This window comes from Streptomyces purpurascens, assembly GCF_045040895.1.
In the GTDB taxonomy this organism is placed as follows: Bacteria; Actinomycetota; Actinomycetes; order Streptomycetales; family Streptomycetaceae; genus Streptomyces; species Streptomyces purpurascens.
Genome location: NZ_CP108341.1, coordinates 3,835,451 through 3,859,402, shown reverse-complemented (window position 1 = coordinate 3,859,402; position 23,952 = coordinate 3,835,451). Strand labels below are relative to the sequence as shown.

22 protein-coding genes, 1 tRNA gene and 1 pseudogene are annotated in these 23,952 nt (G+C 69.3%); 8 read left to right on the top strand and 16 right to left on the bottom strand.

All coding sequences use genetic code 11. The features are described from left to right. Positions 1-13 precede the first annotated feature (13 nt). The gene (locus OHU35_RS17405; protein WP_405505859.1) at positions 14-1,693 is read right to left on the bottom strand and encodes a sodium:solute symporter family protein; all 1,680 of its coding nucleotides are present in this window, start codon (positions 1,691-1,693) and stop codon (positions 14-16) included. A 164-nt stretch (positions 1,694-1,857) separates the two neighbouring features. Between OHU35_RS17405 and galT the strand changes: the two genes are divergently transcribed. Genes galT through galK form a run of 3 tightly spaced genes read left to right on the top strand, consistent with a single transcriptional unit; the run spans position 1,858 to position 5,071 of the window. After that, positions 1,858-2,919, top strand: coding sequence for a galactose-1-phosphate uridylyltransferase (gene galT / locus OHU35_RS17400; protein WP_189726808.1), 1,062 nt, complete (start codon positions 1,858-1,860; stop codon positions 2,917-2,919). Then, entirely contained in the window at positions 2,916-3,878 is a 963-nt protein-coding gene (gene galE, locus OHU35_RS17395) for a UDP-glucose 4-epimerase GalE (RefSeq protein ID WP_359893711.1), read from the top strand. Before galT ends, galE begins: the two co-directional genes overlap by 4 nt. Before the next feature lie 26 nt (positions 3,879-3,904). Continuing rightward, complete coding sequence (gene galK, locus OHU35_RS17390; protein ID WP_405505857.1) at positions 3,905-5,071, top strand: galactokinase; 1,167 nt, start codon at positions 3,905-3,907, stop codon at positions 5,069-5,071. Between the two features lie 53 nt (positions 5,072-5,124). On the opposite strand, the gene OHU35_RS17385 is transcribed toward galK, so the two are convergent. The 3 genes from OHU35_RS17385 to OHU35_RS17375 all read right to left on the bottom strand — a co-directional run bounded on the left by OHU35_RS17385 (position 5,125) and on the right by OHU35_RS17375 (position 7,333). Next, entirely contained in the window at positions 5,125-5,982 is an 858-nt protein-coding gene (locus OHU35_RS17385; RefSeq protein WP_405505856.1) for a hypothetical protein, read from the bottom strand. 155 nt (positions 5,983-6,137) lie between these two features. After that, positions 6,138-6,590, bottom strand: coding sequence for a hypothetical protein (locus OHU35_RS17380; protein ID WP_229873137.1), 453 nt, complete (start codon positions 6,588-6,590; stop codon positions 6,138-6,140). Between the two features lie 284 nt (positions 6,591-6,874). Next, complete coding sequence (locus OHU35_RS17375; protein ID WP_189726804.1) at positions 6,875-7,333, bottom strand: N-acetyltransferase; 459 nt, start codon at positions 7,331-7,333, stop codon at positions 6,875-6,877. A 302-nt stretch (positions 7,334-7,635) separates the two neighbouring features. Between OHU35_RS17375 and OHU35_RS17370 the strand changes: the two genes are divergently transcribed. After that, positions 7,636-8,403, top strand: a complete 768-nt coding sequence (locus OHU35_RS17370) for a response regulator transcription factor (RefSeq protein ID WP_189726803.1) — start codon at positions 7,636-7,638, stop codon at positions 8,401-8,403. Here OHU35_RS17370 and tamR read toward each other — a convergent pair. Next, the gene (gene tamR / locus OHU35_RS17365; RefSeq protein ID WP_030242768.1) at positions 8,362-8,859 is read right to left on the bottom strand and encodes a MarR family transcriptional regulator TamR; all 498 of its coding nucleotides are present in this window, start codon (positions 8,857-8,859) and stop codon (positions 8,362-8,364) included. The two genes, OHU35_RS17370 and tamR, sit on opposite strands and share 42 nt — an antisense overlap. Positions 8,860-8,987: 128 nt before the next feature. Here tamR and OHU35_RS17360 point away from each other — a divergent pair, with 128 nt between their 5' ends. After that, positions 8,988-9,806: a trans-aconitate 2-methyltransferase gene (locus OHU35_RS17360; RefSeq protein WP_405505854.1), complete on the top strand. Its 819-nt coding sequence runs from the start codon at positions 8,988-8,990 to the stop codon at positions 9,804-9,806. Positions 9,807-9,831: 25 nt separating this feature from the next. Here OHU35_RS17360 and OHU35_RS17355 read toward each other — a convergent pair whose 3' ends face one another. Beyond that, a complete protein-coding gene (locus tag OHU35_RS17355; protein WP_189726801.1) occupies positions 9,832-10,509 on the bottom strand; it encodes a TetR/AcrR family transcriptional regulator in 678 nt (225 codons plus the stop codon). Beyond that, complete coding sequence (locus OHU35_RS17350; RefSeq protein ID WP_189726800.1) at positions 10,506-11,525, bottom strand: fatty acid desaturase; 1,020 nt, start codon at positions 11,523-11,525, stop codon at positions 10,506-10,508. The genes OHU35_RS17355 and OHU35_RS17350 overlap by 4 nt, the downstream gene beginning before the upstream one ends. A 293-nt stretch (positions 11,526-11,818) precedes the next feature. Between OHU35_RS17350 and ppc the strand changes: the two genes are divergently transcribed. Next, the gene (ppc, locus tag OHU35_RS17345) at positions 11,819-14,551 is read left to right on the top strand and encodes a phosphoenolpyruvate carboxylase (RefSeq protein WP_189726799.1); all 2,733 of its coding nucleotides are present in this window, start codon (positions 11,819-11,821) and stop codon (positions 14,549-14,551) included. Between the two features lie 79 nt (positions 14,552-14,630). Here the strand turns inward: ppc and OHU35_RS17340 are convergent, their stop codons facing one another. From OHU35_RS17340 to OHU35_RS17310, 7 genes and pseudogenes are all read right to left on the bottom strand, one after another. Further along, entirely contained in the window at positions 14,631-15,134 is a 504-nt protein-coding gene (locus OHU35_RS17340) for a hypothetical protein (RefSeq protein ID WP_189727057.1), read from the bottom strand. A gap of 42 nt (positions 15,135-15,176) precedes the next feature. Continuing rightward, positions 15,177-15,779, bottom strand: coding sequence for an aminoacyl-tRNA hydrolase (gene pth / locus OHU35_RS17335; protein WP_189726798.1), 603 nt, complete (start codon positions 15,777-15,779; stop codon positions 15,177-15,179). Between the two features lie 69 nt (positions 15,780-15,848). Continuing rightward, positions 15,849-16,445: a 50S ribosomal protein L25/general stress protein Ctc gene (locus tag OHU35_RS17330; RefSeq protein ID WP_189726797.1), complete on the bottom strand. Its 597-nt coding sequence runs from the start codon at positions 16,443-16,445 to the stop codon at positions 15,849-15,851. Positions 16,446-16,631: 186 nt separating this feature from the next. After that, positions 16,632-17,612, bottom strand: coding sequence for a ribose-phosphate diphosphokinase (locus OHU35_RS17325; RefSeq protein ID WP_189726796.1), 981 nt, complete (start codon positions 17,610-17,612; stop codon positions 16,632-16,634). Between the two features lie 147 nt (positions 17,613-17,759). Beyond that, positions 17,760-19,208: a bifunctional UDP-N-acetylglucosamine diphosphorylase/glucosamine-1-phosphate N-acetyltransferase GlmU gene (glmU, locus tag OHU35_RS17320; RefSeq protein WP_189726795.1), complete on the bottom strand. Its 1,449-nt coding sequence runs from the start codon at positions 19,206-19,208 to the stop codon at positions 17,760-17,762. Positions 19,209-19,332: 124 nt separating this feature from the next. Further along, positions 19,333-19,405: transfer RNA gene (locus tag OHU35_RS17315), tRNA-Gln, on the bottom strand. Between the two features lie 23 nt (positions 19,406-19,428). Further along, positions 19,429-19,876 (bottom strand): annotated as a pseudogene (locus tag OHU35_RS17310) (hypothetical protein). Between the two features lie 168 nt (positions 19,877-20,044). Here OHU35_RS17310 and OHU35_RS17305 point away from each other — a divergent pair. After that, a complete protein-coding gene (locus tag OHU35_RS17305) occupies positions 20,045-21,349 on the top strand; it encodes a sensor histidine kinase (protein WP_189726794.1) in 1,305 nt (434 codons plus the stop codon). Positions 21,350-21,361: 12 nt separating this feature from the next. On the opposite strand, the gene OHU35_RS17300 is transcribed toward OHU35_RS17305, so the two are convergent. Further along, positions 21,362-21,856 (bottom strand): SUKH-3 domain-containing protein, encoded by a 495-nt coding sequence (locus OHU35_RS17300; RefSeq protein WP_189726793.1) that lies wholly within the window; start codon positions 21,854-21,856, stop codon positions 21,362-21,364. 92 nt (positions 21,857-21,948) lie between these two features. Beyond that, entirely contained in the window at positions 21,949-22,569 is a 621-nt protein-coding gene (locus OHU35_RS17295) for a YwqJ-related putative deaminase (protein ID WP_189726792.1), read from the bottom strand. 378 nt (positions 22,570-22,947) lie between these two features. Between OHU35_RS17295 and OHU35_RS17290 the strand changes: the two genes are divergently transcribed. Next, entirely contained in the window at positions 22,948-23,952 is a 1,005-nt protein-coding gene (locus OHU35_RS17290; RefSeq protein ID WP_189726791.1) for an SMI1/KNR4 family protein, read from the top strand.

Genomic DNA, 23,952 nt, shown 5'->3' with positions numbered 1-23,952 from the left:
GGAACAGGAACGGTCAGAACGAGAACGGGATGTAGCAGGCCGCGGCCAGCACGATCGCACCCCAGCCGAGCAACGCCGGCTTGCGATACCAGGCCTCGTCCCCCGGTGCCGGCGGCTCGGTCATGCCGGGCGAGGTCGTGCCGTAGACCAGCCCCTGGAGTTCCTCGGCCGGCTTCGGCGCGGTGAAGAGCGACACCGCCACCATGACGACCGCGCCCGCCACGAACCCCGCGATCGCCGAGACGAAGTTGGCGCCCTGGTCGGAGGGGATGTCGACGATGCCCTGCTTGTAGAGGACGAAGTAGTTGATCATCGCGGCGGTGGTGCCCACGAGCAGCCCCCAGAAGCCCGACTTCATCGACGCCCGCTTCCAGAACATGCCGATGATGAAGACGACGAACATCGGCACGTTGAAGAAGGAGAACAGCGTCTGGAGGTAGGCCATGATGTTCGAGAAGGACCGCGCCAGGAACGCCGTGCCGATGGAGGCGAAGACTCCGATCACGGTGATGAGCCGGCCGAAGCGCACGTAGTACTCGTCCTCGCGGCCCCGCACGACGTACTTCGCCCAGATGTCCGTCGTGAACACGGTGTTGAACGACGACACGTTCGCCGCCATGCCCGCCATGAACGCCGCGAGGAGGCCGGTGACGGCGATGCCCAGCACGCCGTTCGGCAGCAGCTGTGCCATCAGGTACGGGATCGCGTCGTTGTACTGGAGGTCCGAGCCGGAAGTGCCGATCTTGGGGACCAGGACGGCGGCCACCAGACCCGGGATCATCACCAGGAACACGATGAAGATCTTCGGGAACGCGGCGATGAGGGGCGTGCGCTGGGCCGCCGAGAGGTTCTTGGCGGACAGGGCGCGCTGCACCTCGGCGAAGTTCGTCGTCCAGTAGCCGAAGGAGAGGACGAAGCCGAGGCCCAGGACGATCGTCAGCCAGTTCGCTCCCAGCGGGTTGTCGCTGCCGATGCCCGTACCGCCCCAGGACGTCATGAAGTCGGCGCCGCGGGACTCGGTGAGGGAGTCGGACAGGCCGTCCCAGCCGCCCACCTTCCTCAGGCCGAGGACCGCGATCGGGATGAGCGCGGCGAGGATGACGAAGAACTGCAGGACCTCGTTGTAGATCGCCGAGGACAGGCCGCCGAGCGTGATGTACGCGAGGACGAAGAAGCCGGCGACGACGATCGCCACCCACTCCGGCCAGCCCAGCAGCGCCTCGACGACGATGGCCAGGGCGTAGAGGTTGACGCCGGCGATGAGGATCGCGGCGAAGGCGAACAGGATCGAGCTCAGCAGATGCGCCCCCTTGTCGAAGCGCAGGAGCAGGAACTCGGGGACCGAGCGGACCTTGGAGCCGTAGTAGAAGGGCATCATCACCAGGCCCAGGAAGACCATGGCCGGGATGGCGCCGATCCAGTACCAGTGCGTCGTATAGACGCCGTACTGCGCGCTGTTGGCGGCCATGCCCAGGATCTCGGTGGCGCCCAGGTTGGCGGCGATGAAGGCCAGACCGGTGACCCAGGCGGGCAGGGAACGGCCGGAGAGGAAGAAGTCGAGACTCGTCTTCACCGAGCGGCGGGCGGCGAAGCCGATGCCGAGGACGACGGCGAAGTAGATGCCGAGGAGCGAGTAGTCGAGCCAGTTCGTGGGGAGTCGCAGCTCGGCTGACAGATATGTGGGGGTCTGCATGAGCCCTCGCTTCGTTGCGCGAACCGATACGCCGCGGAATCTACGCCTCCGCGTTCAGTCATTGAACACGTCTGCTGACGGCCTTTGTTTGATTGTGATGTTGACGTGTGTGGTGAGTTGTGTTTTTATATGTTGGGTTATGTTTGAAGGATGAGGAGTCCGGCGTGAAGAAGACCTCGACCCGGCTGGCCGACGGTCGCGAGCTCATCTACTACGACCTGCGTGACGACACCGTGCGCGACGCGGCCGACCGCCGCCCCCTGGACCGCACCGTCACGACGTCCGAGGTCCGCCGCGACCCCCTGCTCGGCGACTCCGTCGCCATCGCCTCGCACCGCCAGGGCCGCACCTACCACCCGCCGGCCGACGAGTGCCCCCTGTGCCCCTCCGAGGGCGACCGGCTGAGCGAGATCCCGGACTCGTCGTACGACGTCGTCGTGTTCGAGAACCGCTTCCCCTCGCTGGCCGGGGACTCGGGCCGCTGCGAGGTCGTCTGCTTCACCTCCGATCACGACGTCTCCTTCGCCGGCCTCACCGAGGAGCAGGCGGGCCTGGTGCTGGAGGCGTGGACGGACCGTACGTCGGAGCTGTCCCATCTCCCCTCCGTCGAGCAGGTCTTCTGCTTCGAGAACCGCGGTGCCGAGATCGGCGTGACCCTCCAGCACCCGCACGGGCAGATCTACGCCTACCCCTTCACCACCCCGCGCACCGCCCTGATGCTCCGCTCCGTCGCGACCCACAAGGAGATGACAGGCGGGGAGAACCTCTTCGACGCCGTCCTGGAGCGTGAACTCGCCGACGAGCGGGTCATCCTGGAGGGTGAACACTGGGTGGCATTCGTGCCCTACGCGGCGCACTGGCCGTACGAGGTGCACCTGTACCCCAAGCGCCGTGTGCCCGACCTGCTCGGTCTGGACGAGGACGCGCGCACAGAGTTTCCCAAGATTTATCTGGAACTCTTGAGGCGCTTCGACCGGATCTTCGGTGAGGGCGAGCCTCCGACGCCGTACATCGCGGCCTGGCACCAGGCCCCGTTCGGCGCGCTGGAGGACTTCGACGGGGTCGTGCGTGAGGACTTCGCGCTTCACCTCGAGCTTTTCACCATCCGCCGCACTTCCGGCAAGCTGAAGTTCCTCGCGGGTTCCGAGTCCGGCATGAACGTGTTCATCAACGACGTGCCGCCGGAGCGCGCGGCCGAGCGACTGCGAGAGGTAGCGAGTTCATGAGCGGGAAGTACCTGGTGACGGGCGGTGCGGGCTATGTCGGCAGCGTCGTCGCCCAGCACCTGCTGGAGGCGGGCCACGAGGTCGTCGTCCTGGACAACCTCTCCACGGGCTTCCGTGAGGGCGTCCCGGCGGGCGTCACCTTCATCGAGGGCGACATCCGCGATGCCGCCAAATGGCTGGATTCCTCGTACGACGGCGTCCTGCACTTCGCCGCGTTCTCGCAGGTCGGCGAATCGGTCGTGAAGCCGGAGAAGTACTGGGACAACAACGTCGCCGGCACCATGGCCCTGCTGGCCGCGATGCGCGAGGCGGGCGTGGCCAGGCTCGTCTTCTCCTCCACGGCGGCGACGTACGGCGAACCCGAGCAGGTCCCGATCGTCGAGTCGGCGCCGACGTCTCCGACCAACCCGTACGGCGCCTCGAAGCTCGCGGTCGACCACATGATCACCGGCGAGGCGGCGGCACACGGCCTGGGCGCGGTCTCGCTGCGCTACTTCAACGTGGCGGGCGCCTACGGCGAGCACGGCGAGCGCCACGACCCCGAGTCCCACCTGATCCCGCTGGTCCTCCAGGTCGCGCAGGGCAGGCGCGAGGCGATCTCCGTCTTCGGCGACGACTACCCGACGCCGGACGGCACCTGCGTCCGCGACTACATCCACGTGGCCGACCTCGCCGAGGCCCACCTGCTGGCCCTGAAGGCGGCCACCCCCGGCGAGCACCTCATCTGCAACCTCGGCAACGGCGCCGGCTTCTCGGTCCGCGAGGTCATCGAGACGGTCCGCAGCGTGACCGGCCACCCGATCCCCGAAGTGGTCGCCCCCCGCCGGGGCGGCGACCCGGCGGTCCTGGTGGCCTCGGCCGCCACGGCCCGCGAGAAGCTGGGCTGGAACCCGTCCCGCGCGGACCTCGCGGGAATCGTCGCGGACGCGTGGGACTTCGCGCAGCGGCGCGGTAACTGAAGGTACGGAAGGGTCAGGGGACAGGCATGAGCGAGGCTGTGGCGGAGACGGTCGCCGCACGGTTCAGCGAGCTGTACGGCGCCGAACCGCACGGGGTATGGGCGGCACCGGGCCGCGTCAACCTCATCGGCGAGCACACCGACTACAACGACGGCTTCGTCATGCCGTTCGCCCTGCCGCACACGGCGGTGGCGGCGGTGTCACGCCGCGAGGACGGCGTCCTGCGCCTGCACTCGGCGGACGTCGAGGGCGGGGTTGCCGAACTCCGTTTGGACGACCTGTCCCCGGAGTCGGACAAGAACTGGACGGCGTACCCGGCTGGCGTGGTCTGGGCCCTGCGCGAGGCCGGCCACGCGGTCACGGGCGCGGACATCCACCTCTCCTCCACGGTCCCCTCGGGCGCGGGCCTCTCCTCCTCCGCGGCCCTGGAGGTAGTGGTGGCACTGGCCCTGAACGACCTGTTCTCGCTCGGCCTGCGTGGCTGGCAGCTGGCCCGCCTGTGCCAGCGCGCGGAGAACGTCTACGTCGGTGCCCCGGTCGGCATCATGGACCAGACGGCGTCGGCGTGCTGCGAGGCGGGCCACGCGCTGTTCCTCGACACCCGCGACCTCTCCCAGAAGCAGATCCCCTTCGACCTGGCGGCCGAGGGCATGCGCCTCCTCGTGGTCGACACGCAGGTCAAGCACTCCCACAGCGAGGGCGAGTACGGCAAGCGCCGCGCGGGCTGCGAGAAGGGCGCGGCCCTGCTGGGCGTGAACGCGCTACGAGATGTTCCTTATGACGACTTGGACGAGGCACTGTCCCGCCTCGGCGACGAGGAGGAGGTCCGCCGCCTGGTCCGCCACATCGTCACGGAGAACGAGCGCGTCGAACGAGTGGTGTCGCTGCTGGAATCGGGCGACGACACCCGCGCGATCGCCCCGATCCTGGTCGAGGGCCACGCCTCCCTCCGCGACGACTTCCGCATCTCCTGCCCCGAACTCGACCTGGTCGTCGACACGGCCCTCGCCTCCGGCGCCCTCGGCGCCCGCATGACCGGCGGCGGCTTCGGCGGCTCGGCGATCGTCCTCGCGGAGGAGACGGACGTCGACGCCATCACCAAGGCGGTGACGGAAGCCTTCGCGGCTGCGGGCTTCACGGCACCGCGGGTGTTCGAGGCGGTGCCTTCGGCGGGTGCGCGGCGGGTGCGCTGACCCAACACGACGAGAGCGGCCCCTCACTCAGGCAAGGGGCCGCTCTCGAATTGTCAGCGGTTGACGGCCTGGTACTCCTGGACCGGCACCTCGGTGGTCGTGGCGAACGTGCCGTTGGGCAGGTCGCCGCCCGTGCCGCCCGAGCCTTCCCAGGAGATCTCCCAGGTGAGCGTCGCCTCCAGGGCGTAGGAGTCGCCCGCCGACGACCGCAGGTACCGCACCCCGCACGGCGGCGTCAGCTCCGCCTTGCCCTTGGCGTACGGCTCGCCGATCGAACCGTCGTCGTTGATCCCGCACTCCCCGGACGCCGGCAGACTCTCCGCGTCCTCCGTGCCCGGGTCGATGTGCAGACTCACCGGCTTGGCGGTCGTGGTCGCCCACAGCCCGGTACCGGGCAGACTCGCCGTGACCGAGACCGGCTTGAAGGCGCCCTTGTCCAGCCAGATCCAGGTGGGGGCGTTCACCGTCGACTTGCCGTTCGGAGCCAGGGAGATCTTGGTCGGGGGCACGACGGTCCGCTGGTGCGCGAGCCCGGCGAGGGTCTCGGTGTCGATGGCCTGGGGGACGCCGGGGTCCTTACCGTTGTCCACCCAGAAGGGCTTGCGCCTGCAGTCGTTGGCGCCAGGGTCATCCTTCATCTTCGGGTTGGTGACGGCCACCCACCACATGCCCTTGTCGTTCTTGTCGACGTTGAAGTCTTCGTAGGGATGGCCCCCCTTGTAGCGAGCCTTGTCGTCCGCGATGCCCTTGGGCGCACCACCGGCGGACTCGTACATCGACCAGTTGGCCTCGGTGTAGGTCTTGAAGTCCTTGGCCTTCCAGTAAGGCTCGTACCAGCAGGCCGGTGGTTCCCAGTCCACGGCAGTGGACGCGATGGGGCCGCCGTCCTTGGAGGGGGCTCGGCCCTTCACGCTGAAGCTGACATGTGACTGCAGCAGTCGTCCTGAGGAGTCACCGGACGTATTCGGTTTCTGGGCTCCATTGCTGCCGATACCTCCAGCGACAGCCGTGCCCACCCCGAGGCAGAGTGCTGCGGTGGTCAGTGCCGCGAGTCCCAGGCGTCGCATCACGGCTGGCACCTCTTGGAACCGCGGTCTTCGTGGAGCTGCCAGATGTGCCAGACGCCCTCCTTGTCCTTCTTGACGCCGGTGTTGTAGTAGACGTAGCTGTCAGGCGAGGTCTCGACCACGTTCACCTTGTTGGTCTTGAGGTCCTTGACGTTCGCGTTGCTCTCGTCCACGCAGTACGTCAGGGCTGCCGTCGTCTTGTCGAACACCGTTACCTGGCGGTCGAAGTAGCGGAGGGTGCCGGCCCAGCTCGTCTTGTTGGCGTTGTTGTTCTTCGCGTAGTCGTAGACGGCCCTCAGCGCGGTGTCTGTGTAGTAGAAGCCCATACCCGACTTCTTCAGATCGCCGGAGGCCACGGCCTGCCATACGGTGCTGACGGCCCGCTCGTTGTCCGCCAGGATCGCGTCCTTCGTGGCATCCCCGGTCTGCTGCCCCTCAAAATCCAGCGTCATGTCCGAGGGCAGCTTGATCGCCGGCCGATCGATCCCATCCGCCGACGCGGACACCGACGGCGAAGCTGACGGCTTCTCAGCCGAATCCGCTCCCGCGATCTTGTCGGAGGACGATTCGTCACCTCCCCCCGAGCCACAGGCGGTCAGCAGCAAGGCCGCGGATGCGGTGAGCGCGGCCGTCACGAGCCGAGCGGGGCGGTTCACTGGTGCTCCCGTTGATGTGGGGGGACAACTCAAGCGAACCCACGCTATCGAGGGGCCGAACCGCGACGGCAACCAGGTCGTCAGCCCAGCCTCTTCATCAGCGTGTACTCCGTGATCCCCGGCGGATAGTCCGGGATCACGCACACCACCTCGTACCCCTGCTTCTCGTAGAAGCGCGGGGCCTGGAAGTCCCAGGTCTCCAGGCGGGACGAGCGGCAGCCGCGGTTCTTGGACGCGATGCGTTCCGCCTCGTGGAGCAGGGCGGCGCCTAGGCCCGTGCCGCGGTGGCGTTCGTCGACCCAGAGGTAGGTGACGTGGAGCCAGGTCGCCCAGGTGTAGCCGACGAGGCCGCCGGCCAGATCGTCATCCGCGTCGTTCACAGCCCACACGTGCAACGGGACGTCCCTTTCGTCCGGAGTTCCGCGCAGGGCTCGCAGGATCGGAGAGGCGGTTGTGTTCGCTTCCCGCAGGCGTGTGCGGAGCAGATCACGTCGGGCCTTGTCGACTTCTGTCTCAAGACGGAACATGCGGCACACCATAAACGTGCTGGACAGTCAGTTCTGCAAATAACCTTCCGCTCCCGGCCCCCGGCCGTACTCTGATGAACAGCACCGGTGGGGGCCGGTGCCGATCAGGGGGCGAGACAGCCGGGTACGACGCCCGGGGTGGGGGTAGCAGTGTCTGCACGGCGGCGGCCGTGCGGCTGCGGCGACCCCGTCAGGCTGCTGCGGGACGGACGGACAGACGCAGCGGCCGGGCACTCCGGCGTCGTATCCGTGCGGTGTCGTGTTCCGACGATGGGGTATCCCCTGCTCTCCGGAGCACTGGGGGAGGGGGTTACGTGGTTCGCATCCGAGTCCTGGTCGTCGACGACCATCGCATCTTCGCCGAGTCACTCGCCGCGGCCCTGGCCGCCGAGCCCGACGTCGACGTTTCCGCGGCCGGCAGCGGTCCCGCCGCGCTGCGCAGCCTGGAGCGGGCGGTCGCCGAGGGGCGGCGCTTCGACGTGCTGCTCGTGGACGCCGATCTGGGCGGCATGGTGCCGGGCATACGTCCGGCCGTACCGGTGCAGGAGAGCAACGAGGACGGGCTCGTCGACGGGATCTCCCTCGTCACGGGCGTGCGGTCCGCGCAGCCGAACGTACGGATCGTCGTGCTCGCCGAGAAGGACGACCCGCGGCGCGCCGCCCTGGCCCTGCAGGCCGGAGCCTCGGGGTGGGTGGCGAAGGACTGCTCGCTGTCCCGGCTGCTGACCGTCATCCGCGGGGTGCTGCGCGACGAGACCCATCTGCCGCCCGCCCTGCTGACCGGCGTACTGCGGGAGCTCACCGCCGCCCGCAAGCACCGCACCGAGAGCGAGCAGCTGGTCGAGTCGCTGACGCCGCGGGAGCGGGAAGTGCTGCGGTGCATGGTCGCCGGGCTGGGCCGGAAGGCCGTCGCCGAGCGGCTGTTTCTGTCACCGCACACCGTGCGGACCCATATGCAGAACGTCCTCGGCAAGCTCGGTGTGCATTCCACCCTGGCCGCCGTCGCCCTGGCCCGGCGGGCCGGGGTCGGGCCCGTCGACCTAGCCGGGGATGTTGTCGAACGGGGCGGTCAGCTGGCGTAGCAGCCCCGCCAGTTCGCCGCGCTGGGCCCGGGAGAGCTCCGCGAGGATCGCGCGCTCCTGGTCCAGCAGTCCCGCCAGGGCCTGGTCCGCGCGGTCCCGGCCCTCGTCCGTCAGCCGGACCAGGACGCCTCGGCGGTCGCTGGGGTCGGGGAGGCGTTCCACCAGGCCCTTCTTCGCCAGGCGGTCGATGCGGTTCGTCATCGTGCCCGACGTGACCAGGGTCTGGGTGAGGAGCTGCCCCGGAGAGAGCTGATACGGCGTGCCCGCGCGGCGCAGGGCCGTCAGGACGTCGAACTCCCACGGCTCCAGGCCGTGCTCCGAGAAGGCCAGCCGGCGCGCCCGGTCCAGATGCCGGGCCAGTCTGCTCACACGGCTGAGCACCTCGAGCGGTTCCACGTCGAGGTCCGGGCGCTCCCGGCGCCATGCTGCGACCAGCCGGTCGACCTCGTCCTCCATGGCGATCAGTGTAGTGGTTGTGTCGACGTAGAGTCTCTTGACGTCCATTTTCTTGACGTCGAGATATGTCGGTGTCACGGTGGGTGGGCGTCCCTGACGGTCACCCACCAGGACATCTGGAGGACTTCATGCCCGCTGCCGCCCCCACCTGGGACCCCGCCCAGTACCTCCGGCACGCCGGCCACCGCGCCCGCCCCTTCGCCGATCTCCTCGCCCGCGTCCCCGAGCTGCCCGGCACCGCACCCCGCATCGCCGACCTCGGCTGCGGCCCCGGCAACGTCACGCGGTTCCTCGCCGATCGCTGGCCCACCGCCCGGATCACCGGCTACGACAACTCGCCCGAGATGCTCGACAAGGCCCACGTCGATCACCAGGGCCCCACCGCGGGCGGCGGGCGCCTCGACTTCGCCCACGCCGACGTGCGCACCTGGGCGCCGGCCGAGCCGTACGACCTGATCGTCAGCAACGCCACACTGCAGTGGGTGCCGGGGCACGTCGAGCGGTTCGCCGACTGGGTGGCCGGGCTGAAACCGTCCGGCACCCTCGCCTTCCAGGTGCCCGGGAACTTCGACGCCCCCAGCCACCGGCTCATGCGCGAACTCGCCGGCTCCCCGCGCTGGCGCGACCGGCTCGCCGACACCCTGCGCCACGCCGACGCCGTCAACACACCCGAGGCCTACCAGGAGCACCTCACGGCCCTCGGCTGCACCGCCGACGTCTGGGAGACGACGTACATCCATCTGCTCCAGGGCGAGGACCCGGTGCTGGACTGGGTGAAGGGGACCGGCCTGCGGCCCGTGCTGACGGCCCTCGCCGACGACCCCGGGGCGCGGGAGAGCTTCGTCACCGAGTACCGGGCCGCCCTGCGCGAGGCCTACCCGGAGGGCGCGCACGGCACGCCGTTCCCGTTCCGCCGGGTGTTCGCCGTGGCCCGGAAGGAGGGCTGACGCACCGGGCGATCGGGGAGGACGGCTAGGACTTGCGGCGCCCTATCAAATGCGGCTTCGGCTCCAGGCCGTCCAGGCCGTGCCAGGCCAGATTCACCAGGTGCGCGGCCACTTCGGCCTTCTTCGGCTTGCGGACGTCCAGCCACCACTGGCCGGTCAGTGCGACCATGCCGACCAGGGCCTGGGCGTACAGCGGGGCCAGCTTGGGGTCGAAGCCGCGGCTCTTGAACTCCTTGCCGAGAATGTCCTCGACCTGGGTGGCGATGTCCGAGATCAGGGAGGCGAAGGAGCCCGTCGACTGGGGGATGGGGGAGTCCCGGACCAGGATGCGGAAGCCGTCCGTGTACTCCTCGATGTAGTCGAGGAGGGCGAAGGCCGCCTGTTCGCAGAGTTCGCGAGGGTGACCGGCCGTGAGTGAACTCGTCACCATGTCCAGCAGGCACCGCATCTCGCGGTCCACGACCACCGCGTACAGCCCCTCCTTGCCGCCGAAGTGCTCGTACACCACCGGCTTGGAGACCCCGGCCTTCGCCGCGATCTCCTCCACCGACGTGCCCTCGAACCCCTTCGCCGCGAAGAGTGTGCGACCGATCTCCAGCAGCTGTTGGCGGCGCTCGGCACCGGTCATCCGTGTGCGACGCACTCGCCGCGGCTTGTCATTGCTGGGGGTGCTGCTCGAGTCGGTCGCCACAGCGACCATCATGCCGCCTCGACGGGTTCCTTCCCGCGCCGGGAGCCGCCTTCCCCGTCGTTACGGCGCGAATCGATACGCGAGCGTGACGGCCAGCGCACGTCGTACGCCCAGCCGGCCATCTCGAACCAGCGGATCAGCCGCGCGGAGGAATCCAGCTGGCCGCGCATCACCCCGTGCCGTGCGGAGGTCGGGTCGGCGTGGTGCAGGTTGTGCCAGGACTCGCCGCACGACAGCACCGCCAGCCACCACACGTTGCCCGACCGGTCGCGCGACTTGAAGGGGCGCTTGCCGACCGCGTGGCAGATCGAGTTGATGGACCACGTCACATGGTGCAGCAGGGCCACCCGGACGAGCGAACCCCAGAAGAACGCCGTGAAGGCGCCCCACCAGGACATCGTGACCAGGCCGCCGATCAGCGGCGGGAGCGCCAGCGAGAGGGCCGTCCACAGGATGAACTGGCGGGAGATCGCGCGGAGCGTCTTGTCCTTGATCAGGTCCGGGGCGTACTTGTCCTGCGGTGTCTGCTCCTCGTCGAACATCCATCCGATGTGCGCCCACCACAGGCCCTTCATCAGGGCCGGGACGGTCTCCCCGAAACGCCACGGCGAGTGCGGGTCGCCCTCCGCGTCGGAGAACTTGTGGTGCTTGCGGTGATCGGCCACCCAGCGGACCAGAGGACCCTCGACCGCCATCGAGCCCGCGATGGCCAGCGCGATCTTCAAAGGCCGCTTGGCCTTGAAGGAACCGTGCGTGAAATGGCGGTGGAAGCCGATCGTGATGCCGTGGCACCCCAGGTAGTAGAAGAAGACCAGCAGACCGAGGTCCAGCCAGCTCACCCCCCAGCCCCACGCCAGCGGCACGGCCGCCAGCAGCGCGAGGAACGGGACGGCGATGAAGAGGAGGAGGGTGATCTGCTCGATGGACCGCTTCTGCTCGCCGCCCAGCGTGGCGGAGGGGGCTGCGGCGTCGGTGGCCTGACCGGGCGCCTCGGGGGCGTCCTCGATCACGTCGGAACTACTGGTCATACGCGTCCCCTGGGGGGTATGAGGAGGGTGAAGGGGGTGCCGGGCCACGGGAACCCCGCAGTGCTTCCTACGGTTCCGTAACCTACGGCTTCGTAAGTATGGCAGTGCGCCGCCCGGCGGCAAGAGCCCGAGAGCCTGCGCGTCCCCGCCGACACCTATCCTGGAGTCGGTCGGACAGCGCGGTCCGCTCTGATTTCTTCCCGGATGTCCGGCCCGTATGCGGCGCACGCCGCGCGAGACGCCGTCCGGGTTCCCCTCCCAGACGAGCTTCAACACTGCAAGGAGCCGCACCTGTGAGCAGTGCCGACGACCAGACCACGACGACGAGCAGTGAGCTGCGTGCCGACATCCGCCGGCTGGGTGACCTCCTCGGGGAGACCCTTGTCCGGCAGGAGGGCCCTGAGCTCCTGGAACTCGTCGAGAAGGTCCGCCGCCTCACCCGTGAGGACGGCGAGGCCGCCGCCGAGCTGCTACGCGGCACGGAACTACAGACCGCGGCCAAGCTGGTCCGCGCGTTCTCCACCTATTTCCACCTGGCCAACGTCACCGAGCAGGTCCACCGCGGCCGCGAGCTGCGCAACCGGCGCGCCGCCGAGGGCGGACTGCTCGCCCGTACGGCCGACCGGCTCAAGGACGCCGACCCCGAACACCTGCGCGAGACGGTCCGGAACCTCAATATTCGTCCCGTGTTCACGGCCCACCCGACCGAGGCCGCGCGCCGGTCGGTCCTGAACAAGCTCCGGCGCGTCGCCGCGCTCCTGGACACCCCCGTCATCGAGTCCGACCGCCGCCGTCTCGACATCCGGCTGGCCGAGAACATCGACCTCGTCTGGCAGACCGACGAACTGCGCGTCGTCCGCCCCGAGCCCGCCGACGAGGCCCGCAACGCCATCTACTACCTGGACGAACTGCACGCCAACGCCGTCGGCGACGTCCTTGAGGACCTCACCGCCGAGCTGGAGCGCGCCGGGGTCAAGCTCCCCGACGACACCCGCCCGCTCACCTTCGGCACCTGGATCGGCGGCGACCGCGACGGCAACCCCAACGTCACACCCCAGGTGACCTGGGACGTCCTCATCCTCCAGCACGAGCACGGCATCAACGACGCCCTCGAGACGATCGACGAGCTGCGCGGCTTCCTGTCCAACTCCATCCGCTACGCCGGCGCCACCGAGGAACTGCTGAACTCCCTCCAGACCGACCTGGAGAACCTCCCCGAGATCAGCCCCCGCTACAAGCGCCTCAACGCCGAGGAGCCCTACCGGCTCAAGGCCACCTGCATCCGGCAGAAGCTGGAGAACACCAAGAAGCGCCTCGCCAAGGGCACCGCGCACGTCCCGGGCCGCGACTACCTCGGCACCAGCCAGCTCCTCGACGACCTGCGGATCATCCAGAGCTCCCTGCGCGAGCACCGCGGCGGCCTCTTCGCCGACGGCCGCCTCGCCCGCACCATCCGCACGCTGGCCGCCTTCGGCCTCCAGCTCGCCACCATGGACGTACGCGAGCACGCCGACGCCCACCACCACGCCCTCGGCCAGCTCTTCGACCGGCTCGGCGAGGAATCCTGGCGGTACGCGGACATGCCCCGCGACTACCGCGCCAGGCTGCTCGCCAAGGAACTGCGCTCCCGCCGCCCCCTCGCGCCCACCCCGGCGCCGGTGGACGCGCCCGGCGAGAAGACCTTCGGCGTCTTCGGGACCGTGAAGCGGGCCCTGGAGGTCTTCGGGCCCGAGGTCATCGAGTCGTACATCATCTCCATGTGCCAGGGCGCCGACGACGTCTTCGCCGCCGCCGTCCTCGCCCGCGAGGCCGGCCTGATCGACCTGCACGCCGGCTGGGCCAAGATCGGCATCGTGCCGCTGCTGGAGACGACGGACGAGCTCAAGGCCGCCGACACCATCCTGGAGGACATGCTCTCCGACCCGTCGTACCGCAGGCTCGTGGCGCTGCGGGGCGACGTCCAGGAGGTCATGCTCGGCTACTCCGACTCCTCCAAGTTCGGCGGCATCACCACCAGCCAGTGGGAGATCCACCGCGCCCAGCGCCGCCTGCGCGACGTCGCACACCGCTACGGCGTCCGCCTCCGGCTCTTCCACGGCCGCGGCGGCACCGTCGGCCGCGGCGGCGGCCCCACCCACGACGCCATCCTCGCCCAGCCCTGGGGCACCCTGGAAGGCGAGATCAAGGTGACCGAGCAGGGCGAGGTCATCTCCGACAAGTACCTCATCCCCGCCCTGGCCAGGGAAAACCTGGAACTGAGCGTCGCGGCCACCCTCCAGGCGTCCGCCCTGCACACCGCCCCCCGCCAGTCGGACGAGGCCCTGGCCCGCTGGGACGCCGCGATGGACGTCGTCTCCGAGGCCGCCGAGGCCGCCTACCGCAGGCTCGTCGAAGACCCCGACCTCCCGGCGTACTTCTTCGCCTCCACGCCCGTCGACCAGCTCGCCGACCTCCACCTCGGCTCCCGCCCCTCACGCCGCCCGGACACCGGCGCCGGCCTCGACGGGCTGCGGGCCATCCCGTGGGTCTTCGGCTGGACCCAGTCACGGCAGATCGTGCCCGGCTGGTTCGGCGTCGGCTCCGGCCTCAAGGCACTGCGCGAGGCCGGCCTGGACACGGTCCTCGACGAGATGCACGGACAGTGGCACTTCTTCCGCAACTTCATCTCCAACGTCGAGATGACCCTGGCCAAGACCGACCTGCGGATCGCCCAGCACTACGTCGACACCCTCGTCCCCGACGAACTCAAGCACGTCTTCGACACCATCAAGGCCGAGCACGAACTGACCGTGCGTGAGGTGCTGCGCGTGACCGGCGAAGAGGAACTCCTCGACGCCGCGCCCGTCCTGAAGCAGACCTTCGCCATCCGCGACGCCTACCTCGACCCGATCTCCTACCTCCAGGTCGCCCTGCTCAAGCGGCAGCGCGACGCCGTCGGCGCCGCCGAACAGCCCGACCCGCTCCTCGCCCGCGCCCTGCTCCTCACCGTCAACGGCGTGGCAGCGGGCCTGCGCAACACCGGCTGAGCCACACAACGAAGGTGCCCCCGGGTTCGTATCCGTACGAACCCGGGGGCACCTCTGCTTCGCCTGACGGCACCTGACCTCACACGGCGAAGAACGCCGCCGTCAGCAGCGCGAACCCCGACAGCGCCAGCACCCACGCCGCCCGCGTCCGCAACAGCCCGCCCGCCACCACGACCGACGCCAGCAACAGCGCACCACCCAGCGGAATCCACGCGTACAGAATCCCCGCCGGACCCGAACGGACCGCGTCATCACTGCCGGGCTTCAGGACCACCGTGTAGGTCCGGCCCTTCTCCACCGCGACCGACTTCGCGATCTCGACCATCGCCCGCGGCTGCGCACCCTCCGACAACGGCGTGAACGCACCCGTGCACATGTCCGGCCCGCACCGCGTCACATCGACCGTGCCGCGCTCCCGGCCCTTCGTCAGCATCACATGCTGCGCCGTACCCCACGACGCCCACACACCCGCGATCAGGATCAGCGCGGCGACCGTACCCATCGCCGCGAACCGACCGAACCGCAGCACGGCATGAGAGCTCTGGCGAGAGGCGGTGGCAGTGGGGGGCATGGCCGGGATCATTGGCCATACCCACACGGCCGGTCAACTCCCCGGGGTGACAAGTCAGGAGTTGTACGTACTCTGCGCCCGCTCCAGCCCCTCGATCACCAGAGCCTCCACCGCGTCCGACGCCCGGTCCACGAAGTAGTCCAGCTCCTTGCGCTCCGCCGACGAGAAGTCCTTCAGCACGAAGTCCGCCACCGGCATCCGCCCCGGCGGCCGCCCGATCCCGAACCGCACCCGGTGATAATCCGCCCCGAACGCCTTCGTCATCGACTTCAACCCGTTGTGGCCGTTGTCCCCGCCGCCCAGCTTCAGCCGCAACGTCCCGTAATCGATGTCCAACTCATCATGAATCGCCACCACATGGGCGACCGGCACCTTGTAGAAATCCCGCAGCGCGTTCACCGGCCCGCCCGACAGATTCATGTACGACATCGGCTTCGCCAGAATCACCCGACGGTTCGCCGGCCCGGGCGGCCCGATCCGCCCCTCGATCACCTGCGCCTGCGCCTTCCCCGCCCGCTTGAACCTCCCCCCGATGCGATCCGCCAGCAGATCGGCCACCATGAAACCCACGTTGTGCCGGTTCCCCGCGTACTCCGGCCCCGGATTGCCCAGCCCCACGATCAGCCAGGGAGCGGCGGCATCGGTCGTCACGTCCATGTCTCCTTCATACGCGTCGGCCGCTGCTCCGCACGGGAACAGCGGCCGACGAAACGACGACGAAGAGGATCAGGCCTCGGCGGCCTCTTCGCCCTCGGCCTCTTCACCCTCCGGGGCCTCCTCGGCCTGCGCGGCCAGGACCTGAAGGACGACGGTGTCCTCCTCGACGGCCAGCGTCGTGCCCTTCGGCAGCGTGATGTCCTTGGCGAGGATGGAGTCACCGGCGGACAGACCCTCGATGGAGACCGTCACGGACTCCGGGATGTGCGTGGCCTCGGCCTCGACCGGCAGCGCGTTCAGCACGTGCTCCAGCAGGAAGCCACCCGGGGCCAGCTCACCCTCGGTGTGGACGTAGATGTCGACGTTGACCTGCTCGCCACGCTTCACCAGCAGCAGGTCGACGTGCTCCAGGAAGCCCTTCAGCGGGTCACGCTGCACGGCCTTCGGAATCGCCAGCTCCTTGGTCTTGCCGTCGATGTCCAGCGCGATCAGGACGTTCGGCGTACGCAGCGCCATCAGCAGGTCGTGGCCCGGCAGGGTCACGTGCAGCGGGTCCGAACCGTGCCCGTACAGGACACCCGGAACCTTGGACTCACGACGGATACGGCGCGCGGCACCCTTGCCGAACTCGGTGCGCGTCGCGGCGGAGATCTTCACCTCGGACATAATCACTCCTCGAAGTCAGGTACGGACGTGGTCACCCGGCCACGAACGGCCTGCTACGAAGAGCGCGTCGATAACGGACCACCGATCCCACAACGGGAAACGGCCTCCCTCGCCGAGCAACTGCAGCAGTCTACTCGGCAGGGGAGGCCGCACCCAAAACGATCTACAGGAACTCCGGGAGAGCCCTTACTGCTCGTCGAACAGGCTCGTCACCGAACCGTCCTCGAACACCTCACGCACCGCGCTCGCGATCGTCGGCGCGATCGACAGCACCGAGATCTTGTCCAGGTCCCCGCTCAGCTCACCCGGCGTCGGCAGGGTGTTCGTGAACACGAACTCGCTCACCCGCGAGTTCTTCAGACGGTCCGCCGCCGGACCCGACAGCACACCGTGCGTCGCCGTCACGATCACGTCCTCCGCACCGTGCGCGAACAACGCGTCGGCAGCGGCACAGATCGTCCCACCGGTGTCGATCATGTCGTCCACCAGGACACACACGCGCCCCTTCACCTCACCCACGACCTCGTGGACGGTGACCTGGTTCGCGACGTCCTTGTCCCGCCGCTTGTGCACGATCGCCAGCGGCGCGCCCAGCCGGTCGCACCAGCGGTCGGCGACCCGCACCCGGCCCGCGTCCGGAGAGACGACCGTCAGCTTCTCCCGGTCCACCTTCCGGCCCACGTAGTCCGCCAGCAGCGGCAGCGCGAACAGGTGGTCCACCGGCCCGTCGAAGAAGCCCTGGATCTGGTCCGTGTGCAGATCGACGGTGAGGAGGCGGTCCGCACCCGCCGTCTTCATCATGTCCGCGATCAGACGCGCCGAAATCGGTTCACGTCCGCGGTGCTTCTTGTCCTGCCGCGCGTAACCGTAGAAAGGCACGATGACCGTGATGGACCGGGCCGACGCGCGCTTCAGCGCGTCGATCATGATCAACTGCTCCATGATCCACTTATTGATCGGAGCCGTGTGGCTCTGGATCAGGAAGCAGTCGGCACCACGCGCCGACTCCTGATAACGCACATAGATCTCACCGTTGGCGAAGTCGAAGGCCTTCGTCGGGACAACCCCGACACCCAGCTGGTGGGCGACCTCCTCGGCAAGCTCGGGGTGGGCGCGGCCGGAGAAGAACATCAACTTCTTCTCGCCGGTCGTCTTGATCCCGGTCACAGCACTGTCTCCTCAGAGGTGTCGCAGCTGGGGTTTCGATCTGGGGTCGAGGGGCCTCTCAGCGGGCTCGCGAGAGGGCGTCTCAACTGGTGGGGATGCGGGTGTGCACTTATCACCGTACGCCGTGTTTGAGGCACCGGTTTCCGGTCAGCCCTCGTCGGCCGACTCCCGGGAAGCCGCCTCCGCCGCCTTCGCGGCCGCGCTCCCCGGACGCTTACGAGCCACCCAACCCTCGATATTCCGCTGCTGACCACGGGCCACGGCCAGCGAACCGGGCGGCACATCCTTCGTGATCACGGACCCGGCGGCGGTGTACGCACCGTCCCCCACCGTGACAGGCGCCACAAACATGTTGTCCGAGCCCGTACGGCAGTGAGAGCCGATGTTCGTGTGGTGCTTCTCCTGGCCGTCGTAGTTCACGAACACGCTCGCGGCGCCGATGTTCGACTGCTCACCGATCGTCGCGTCACCCACGTAGGAGAGATGAGGCACCTTCGTCCCCTCCCCGATCGTGGCGTTCTTCGTCTCGACGTACGTCCCGATCTTGCCCTTGGCACCCAGCCGGGTCCCCGGACGCAGATACGCGTACGGCCCCACCGACGCCTGCCGACCCACCTCGGCGCTCACGGCCACGGTGTTGTCCACACGCGCACCCGCCCCGACCCGGGTGTCGGTCAGCCGGGAGTTGGGCCCGACCTCCGCGCCCTCACCGAGATGCGTCGCGCCGTGCAACTGGGTGCCCGGGTGGACGACGGCGTCCTGCTCGAAGGTGACGGTGACGTCGATCCAGGTCGTCGCCGGGTCGATCACCGTGACGCCCGCGAGCATGGCCTCGGTCAGCAGCCGGTCGTTGAGGATCCGGCGGGCCTCGGAGAGCTGCACGCGGTTGTTGATCCCGGCGATCTCCCGATGGTCGCCGGCCACGGAGGCCCCGACCCGGTGCCCGGCCTCGCGCAGGATCCCGAGCACGTCGGTCAGGTACTCCTCGCCCTGGCTGTTGTCCGTGCGCACCTTCTTCAGCGCGTCGGCGAGCAGCTGGCCGTCGAACGCGAACACACCCGAGTTGATCTCACGGATCGACCGCTGGGCGTCGGTGGCGTCCTTGTGCTCCACGATCGCGGTCACGGCGCCGGTGGCGTCGTCGCGGACGATCCGGCCGTAGCCGGTCGCGTCCGGCATCTCGGCGGTCAGCACGGTCACCGCGTTGCCGTCGGCGGAGTGGGTGGCGGCGAGGGCGTCGAGGGTCGCGCCGGTGAGCAGGGGAGTGTCCCCGCACACGACGACAACGGTCCCGTCGACGGATCCGCCGAGCGCTTCGAGACCCATCCGTACGGCGTGCCCGGTGCCGTTCTGCTCTGCCTGTACGGCGGTGCGGACGGCGGGGGCGATCTCGCCGAGGTGGGCGGTGACCTTCTCACGGGCGTGGCCGACCACGACGACCAGGTTCTCGGGGTGCAGTTCGCCCGCGGCGGCGAGCACATGCCCGACGAGACTGCGGCCGCAGAGCTCGTGCAGGACCTTGGGTGTGGCCGACTTCATACGGGTGCCCTCACCCGCTGCGAGAACGACGACGGCTGCCGGGCGGTTGGCGCTCACGGGATGCCCTTCGGCTGTGGATGGGGTGGGGTTTCATCCGCAGGATACCGGGGGGTTTTGTGGGGGACACGAGAGCGGGCCCTGACTTGGCTGTCGCCGACCAGGGCCCGAACTTGAGCATGTGCTCCCCCGCCAGGACTCGAACCCGGACAGATGGCACCAAAAGCCACAGTGCTTACCAATTACACCACGGGGGAATAATCCCGACTAAACCGGACATTTAGTCAGGTCGCCGAGCGGCGCCTCCTACTATGCCGTACCAGGCGCCTTCCACGCGACGATACAAGTCGGCGCTCCTGAGCACGTAGACGACCAGGCAGCCGCGATATGCCTCCGAGGTGTTCTTGCGGCTTGTCTTCGGGTTGTGCCTCTTGAGAGTGGCCTTCTGGAACGTGGCGGGTGCCACGCTGGCAAGGCCGGCCCAGAACTCTTCGGCCTCCTGCGCATCGGCCGACTCGTGGATGCTCCACCTGGATCTGGTCGTAAGTCCAGCCTTGGAGCCGGAGTTCCCTGGCCCGCTCGCCCTCCAGGAGGCGGTTGAGGAGGTCGTTGTTGTCGACGTGCAGGCGGTCGCGGATCTGGCGGCGGCTCAGCCCTGCGCGTCGCAACGCCACCGCCCGCTCCCGCAACCCCTCGAAGTCGGCGTATTTGCCAGGCGCATGTGTCATACGCATACCGTCCGGGCGGAATGGAGGCCTCCGGGGTCGAACGGTGAGCGATTCAGCAGTTCGAGGGATATCGGGTGGTATTGCGTCCGAACGGTCACGGAGTGTGGTCCGGGCCAGTCCGGGAAACTCACCGGAAAACCGGCGGCGGGCGCCTTTAGGCTGGAGGGCATGACCGCGACGGGGGAAGACCATGTGACGGCCCGGGGAGGGCCGTGGTGGTGGGCCAGACGGCGCAGTGCCGTGTTCGATGTGAGTCTGGCCGTGGCGTCCGCACTGGAGTGCGGGTTCGAGGGTATTCCGTTCGCCAGGGACGCCGGGATCCCGGTGGCGGCGGGGGTGGTGTTCGGCCTGCTGGCCGGTTCCGTGCTGCTCGTGCGGCGGCGGTGGCCGATCGCGGTGGTGCTGGTGTCGATCGCCATCACGCCCGCCGAGATGGGCTTTCTGATGGGCATCGTCGGCCTGTACACGCTGGCCGCGTCCGAGTTGCCCCGGCGGATCCTCGTCTCGCTGGCGGGGATGTCGCTGGTGGCGACGCTCATCGTGACGTTCGTGAAGACCCGGCAGGACATGTCGCGGGGGGACCTGGACATCGGGGACTGGTTCGTGCCCTTCGCCGCCATCACGATGTCGGTGGGGTTCACGGCGCCGCCCGTGCTGCTCGGGCTGTATGTGGGGGCCCGGCGGCGGCTGATGGAGAGCCTGCGGGAGCGCGCGGACGATCTGGAGCGTGAGCTTCAGCTGCTCGCCGAGCGGGCGGAGGAGCGGGCCGAGTGGGCCCGGAACGAGGAGCGGACCCGGATCGCCCGGGAGATGCACGACGTGGTCGCGCACCGGGTGAGTCTGATGGTCGTGCACGCCGCGGCGCTGCAGGCGGTGGCGCGGAAGGATCCTGAGAAAGCCGTGCGGAACGCCGCGCTCGTGGGGGACATGGGGCGGCAGGCGCTGACCGAGTTGCGGGAGATGCTCGGGGTGCTGCGCAGTGGTGGGGGCGAGCGGCGTGAGCGTGCGGCGTCGGTGCCGTTGGCTGCGGTGGGTGCGGCTGCGGCTGCGGCTGCGGCGGCTTCGCGGGCGGCTGACGACGAGGGGCCGTGTCTGGCGGAGATCGAGGAGCTGGTCGGGCAGTCGGCTGCCGCGGGGATGGTGGTGGATCTGTCCGTGGAGGGGGACGAGCGGTCGTATGCGCCGGAGGTCGAGCAGACGGCGTATCGGGTGGTGCAGGAGGCGTTGACGAACGTCCACAAGCACGCGGCCGGGGCGAAGACCTATGTGCGGCTGGCGCATCGGGTGTCGGAGATCGCGATGCAGGTGGAGAACGAGCCGGCCGAGGAGGCGGCGTCGTCGGCGCGGTTGCCGTCCGGGGGGAACGGGCTGGTGGGGATGAAGGAGCGGGTCTCCGCGTTGGGCGGGGTGTTCGTGTCGGGGCCGACGGACGCGGGGGGTTTCCGGGTGTCGGCGGTGATTCCGGCGTCGTAGGCCCCGTGGTCGTCAGCTCGCTGTCAGGCGGGTCGGTTCCGTGCCGGCGATGAGGGTGGACAGGGCCTGGTCGATGTCCTGGCCGAGGTACCAGTCGCCGGTGTGGTCGAGGGTGTAGACGCGGCCGTCGGTGTCGATGGCGACGAGGGACTGGCTGTCGGTCTCGGCGCCGAGGGGGCAGACCTCGGTGCCGAGGGCGCGGCCGAGGTCGCCGAGGGTGCGGGCCATGTGGAGGCCGTGCAGCGGGTCGAGGTGCAGGGTGGCGGGGGCGACCTGGCGGCCGGGGCCTGTGGGGGCGATGTGGAGTCCGCCGAATTCGGCCCAGGCCTCGACGGCGGCGGGGAAGACGGTGTGCCGGTGGCCTGCGGGTGAGACGTGGTCGCGGAGGGCGTCGGCCCAGTACTCGGCCTGCTTGATGTCCCAGCGTCCGGGTTGCCAGCCGGCGGCGCGCAGGGCGGCGTCGACGGATACGGCGAAGCGGGTGGAGGAGGTGCGGTCGGTGTGCATCTGCCCTTCGTCTCGTCGAGGTCATCGGAGCGCCGGGCGTGAGGTGCGCGCCGTGGTGCCGGGTGCTTCGGGGGTGGGGGCCGGGGTGGCCGTCAGTCGTTCTGGGACGCCGGGTCGACTATGCGTACCCCGAAGTGGGCGCTGAGCGCGGTGCAGGCGCGGCAGGGGGTGGCGAAGGTGCCGTGGAGGGGGTCGCCGTCCTCGCGGATGTGCCGGGCGGTGAGTTTGGCCTGCTTGAGGGCTTTGCGGGCCTCGCCGTTGGTCATGGGTTTTCGTGCGGCGCGTTTGCTGCGGGTGGTGTCGGCCGCCGCGATGTGCCGGGAGATGAGGATGGTCTCGGCGCAGCGGCCGGTGAAGCGGTCGCGCTGGGCGCTGGTGAGGGTGTCCAGGAAGTCCTGGACGAGGGGGTGCAGGGCCGGGGGTGTGTCGCCGCGGACGGCGGTGCCGGTGAGGGTGGCGCCGCGGACGGAGAGGGCGGCGGCGACGGTGGGGAGGATGCCGTCGCGGCGGTGGTGGAGGACGGGGGCGTGGGCGGCTTCGGTGGCGCTCCAGCCGATGCGGGGATCGCCGTTGCGGGGGTCGCCGGCTCGTGGGTCGCCATGGCGAGGATCGCTGCCTCTTGGGTCGCCGTGCCGCGGGTCGCCGTGCCGGGGATCGCCGTTTCGTGGGTCGGCGGACCTGCCGGTGTGTGGTCCCGTCTGCGTCGCGTTCATGATCGTCTTCCCCTCCGTGCATCCCCCCGGGGGTCACAGACTGCCAAATGCCGTGGCTGGTGCGGAAGCTGGGGCGCGGCGACACGCCCGTTCCGGGGCATGCCGTCACGGTGGGGTGACGCCTGGTCACGGAAGCGGAGGGGCCGTCGACCGGTGCCGGTGACCGGTGTCGTCGTACCGCATAGGCTGTCGGCACCGCGGGCGATGCGGTGATCCGTTCGGAGATCGATGCAGTGAACCGGAGGGTGATCCGCGGGGTCGGCGTGTGCAGTGAAGTGCAGAGAAGTCGAGACAGACAGACGTGACAGTCGATACGGGCCGTAGTGCGCCAAGGGCGGTCAATACGGGTCGTACAGAGTGCCGCAGGGGGCAACCGCCATGACGACAGGTCGGCTCGGGCAGCAAGCCGCGCCGCCGAACGCGGCCTACGCCGGGCAGGTCGTGCATTTCCCGGACCCGGTCCGGGCGGCCCGTCACCCGAGAGGGGTACGGGTCGACGAGCGTGGCTACCCCGACTTCTCGCCCTACGCGCGCGCGGTCGCGGAGATCGCGGAGCCGCCGGAGGGGTTCGGTGTCGACGAGTTGCGGCTGACGGACTACGTGTCGGCGAACAGCGCGCTGTCGGCGTCCGGGCATGAGCTGTGGGACACGGTGCCGGCGGTGGCGACGCCGCACGGCTGGACCTGGCACCACGCGGTCGGTTCGCGGCGGCTGGAGCTGGTCCCGGTCGAGGTGAAGGCGCTGCTGCGGCATCACGGTGGTGTGGCCACGTCGGGTGTCGATCACGGCAAGCGGGGCACGCGGCCGCTCCAGGAGACGCGTCCGGCGCACTTCGGGCTGCCGAAGTCGGGTGTGGCCGTGACGGAGTCGCAGGTGCAGGGTGCCGAGGAGGAGCTCGGCTACCGGCTGCCGGGCGCGTACCGGTCGTTCCTGAAGGCGGCGGGCGGCTGCGCGCCGGTGGGTGCCGCGCTCGACGCGGAGCTGGGGCTGCTGGTCGACCAGCCGTTCTTCACGGTGCGGGACGAGGCCGCGGTCAATGACCTGGTGTACGTCAACAAGTGTCTGCGTGACCATCTGACCAAGGACTACCTGGGCATCTCCTTCGTCCAGGGCGGGCTGCTCGCCGTGAAGGTGAAGGGCGAGCGGATCGGCTCCGTGTGGTTCTGCGCGTACGACGACGCGCGGGACGTGGATCCCTCGACGCCGCCGGCGGAGCGGGTGGAGCGGCTGCTGCTGCCGTGCGGGGACGACTTCGATGTCTTCCTGTCGCGGCTGGCCGGCAATCCGCCGGAGTTGGAGACGGTGGCGAACCTGATGGTGGACGGCGGGTTCGCGCGTGTGGTGCCGGTGGGTGCGGTGTCGTCCTCGGCTGTGGGGGAGTGA

What these genes read in the sequence shown, in the direction of transcription:
- OHU35_RS17405 (WP_405505859.1), bottom strand. Translation starts at nt 1,693, where the DNA reads ATGCAGACCCCCACATATCTGTCAGCCGAGCTGCGACTCCCCACGAAC.
- galE (WP_359893711.1), top strand. Translation starts at nt 2,916, where the DNA reads ATGAGCGGGAAGTACCTGGTGACGGGCGGTGCGGGCTATGTCGGCAGC.
- galK (WP_405505857.1), top strand. Translation starts at nt 3,905, where the DNA reads ATGAGCGAGGCTGTGGCGGAGACGGTCGCCGCACGGTTCAGCGAGCTG.
- OHU35_RS17380 (WP_229873137.1), bottom strand. Translation starts at nt 6,590, where the DNA reads ATGACGCTGGATTTTGAGGGGCAGCAGACCGGGGATGCCACGAAGGAC.
- OHU35_RS17375 (WP_189726804.1), bottom strand. Translation starts at nt 7,333, where the DNA reads ATGGTGTGCCGCATGTTCCGTCTTGAGACAGAAGTCGACAAGGCCCGA.
- tamR (WP_030242768.1), bottom strand. Translation starts at nt 8,859, where the DNA reads ATGGAGGACGAGGTCGACCGGCTGGTCGCAGCATGGCGCCGGGAGCGC.
- OHU35_RS17360 (WP_405505854.1), top strand. Translation starts at nt 8,988, where the DNA reads ATGCCCGCTGCCGCCCCCACCTGGGACCCCGCCCAGTACCTCCGGCAC.
- OHU35_RS17355 (WP_189726801.1), bottom strand. Translation starts at nt 10,509, where the DNA reads ATGATGGTCGCTGTGGCGACCGACTCGAGCAGCACCCCCAGCAATGAC.
- OHU35_RS17350 (WP_189726800.1), bottom strand. Translation starts at nt 11,525, where the DNA reads ATGACCAGTAGTTCCGACGTGATCGAGGACGCCCCCGAGGCGCCCGGT.
- OHU35_RS17340 (WP_189727057.1), bottom strand. Translation starts at nt 15,134, where the DNA reads ATGATCCCGGCCATGCCCCCCACTGCCACCGCCTCTCGCCAGAGCTCT.
- pth (WP_189726798.1), bottom strand. Translation starts at nt 15,779, where the DNA reads ATGGACGTGACGACCGATGCCGCCGCTCCCTGGCTGATCGTGGGGCTG.
- OHU35_RS17330 (WP_189726797.1), bottom strand. Translation starts at nt 16,445, where the DNA reads ATGTCCGAGGTGAAGATCTCCGCCGCGACGCGCACCGAGTTCGGCAAG.
- OHU35_RS17305 (WP_189726794.1), top strand. Translation starts at nt 20,045, where the DNA reads ATGACCGCGACGGGGGAAGACCATGTGACGGCCCGGGGAGGGCCGTGG.
- OHU35_RS17300 (WP_189726793.1), bottom strand. Translation starts at nt 21,856, where the DNA reads ATGCACACCGACCGCACCTCCTCCACCCGCTTCGCCGTATCCGTCGAC.
- OHU35_RS17295 (WP_189726792.1), bottom strand. Translation starts at nt 22,569, where the DNA reads ATGAACGCGACGCAGACGGGACCACACACCGGCAGGTCCGCCGACCCA.
- OHU35_RS17290 (WP_189726791.1), top strand. Translation starts at nt 22,948, where the DNA reads ATGACGACAGGTCGGCTCGGGCAGCAAGCCGCGCCGCCGAACGCGGCC.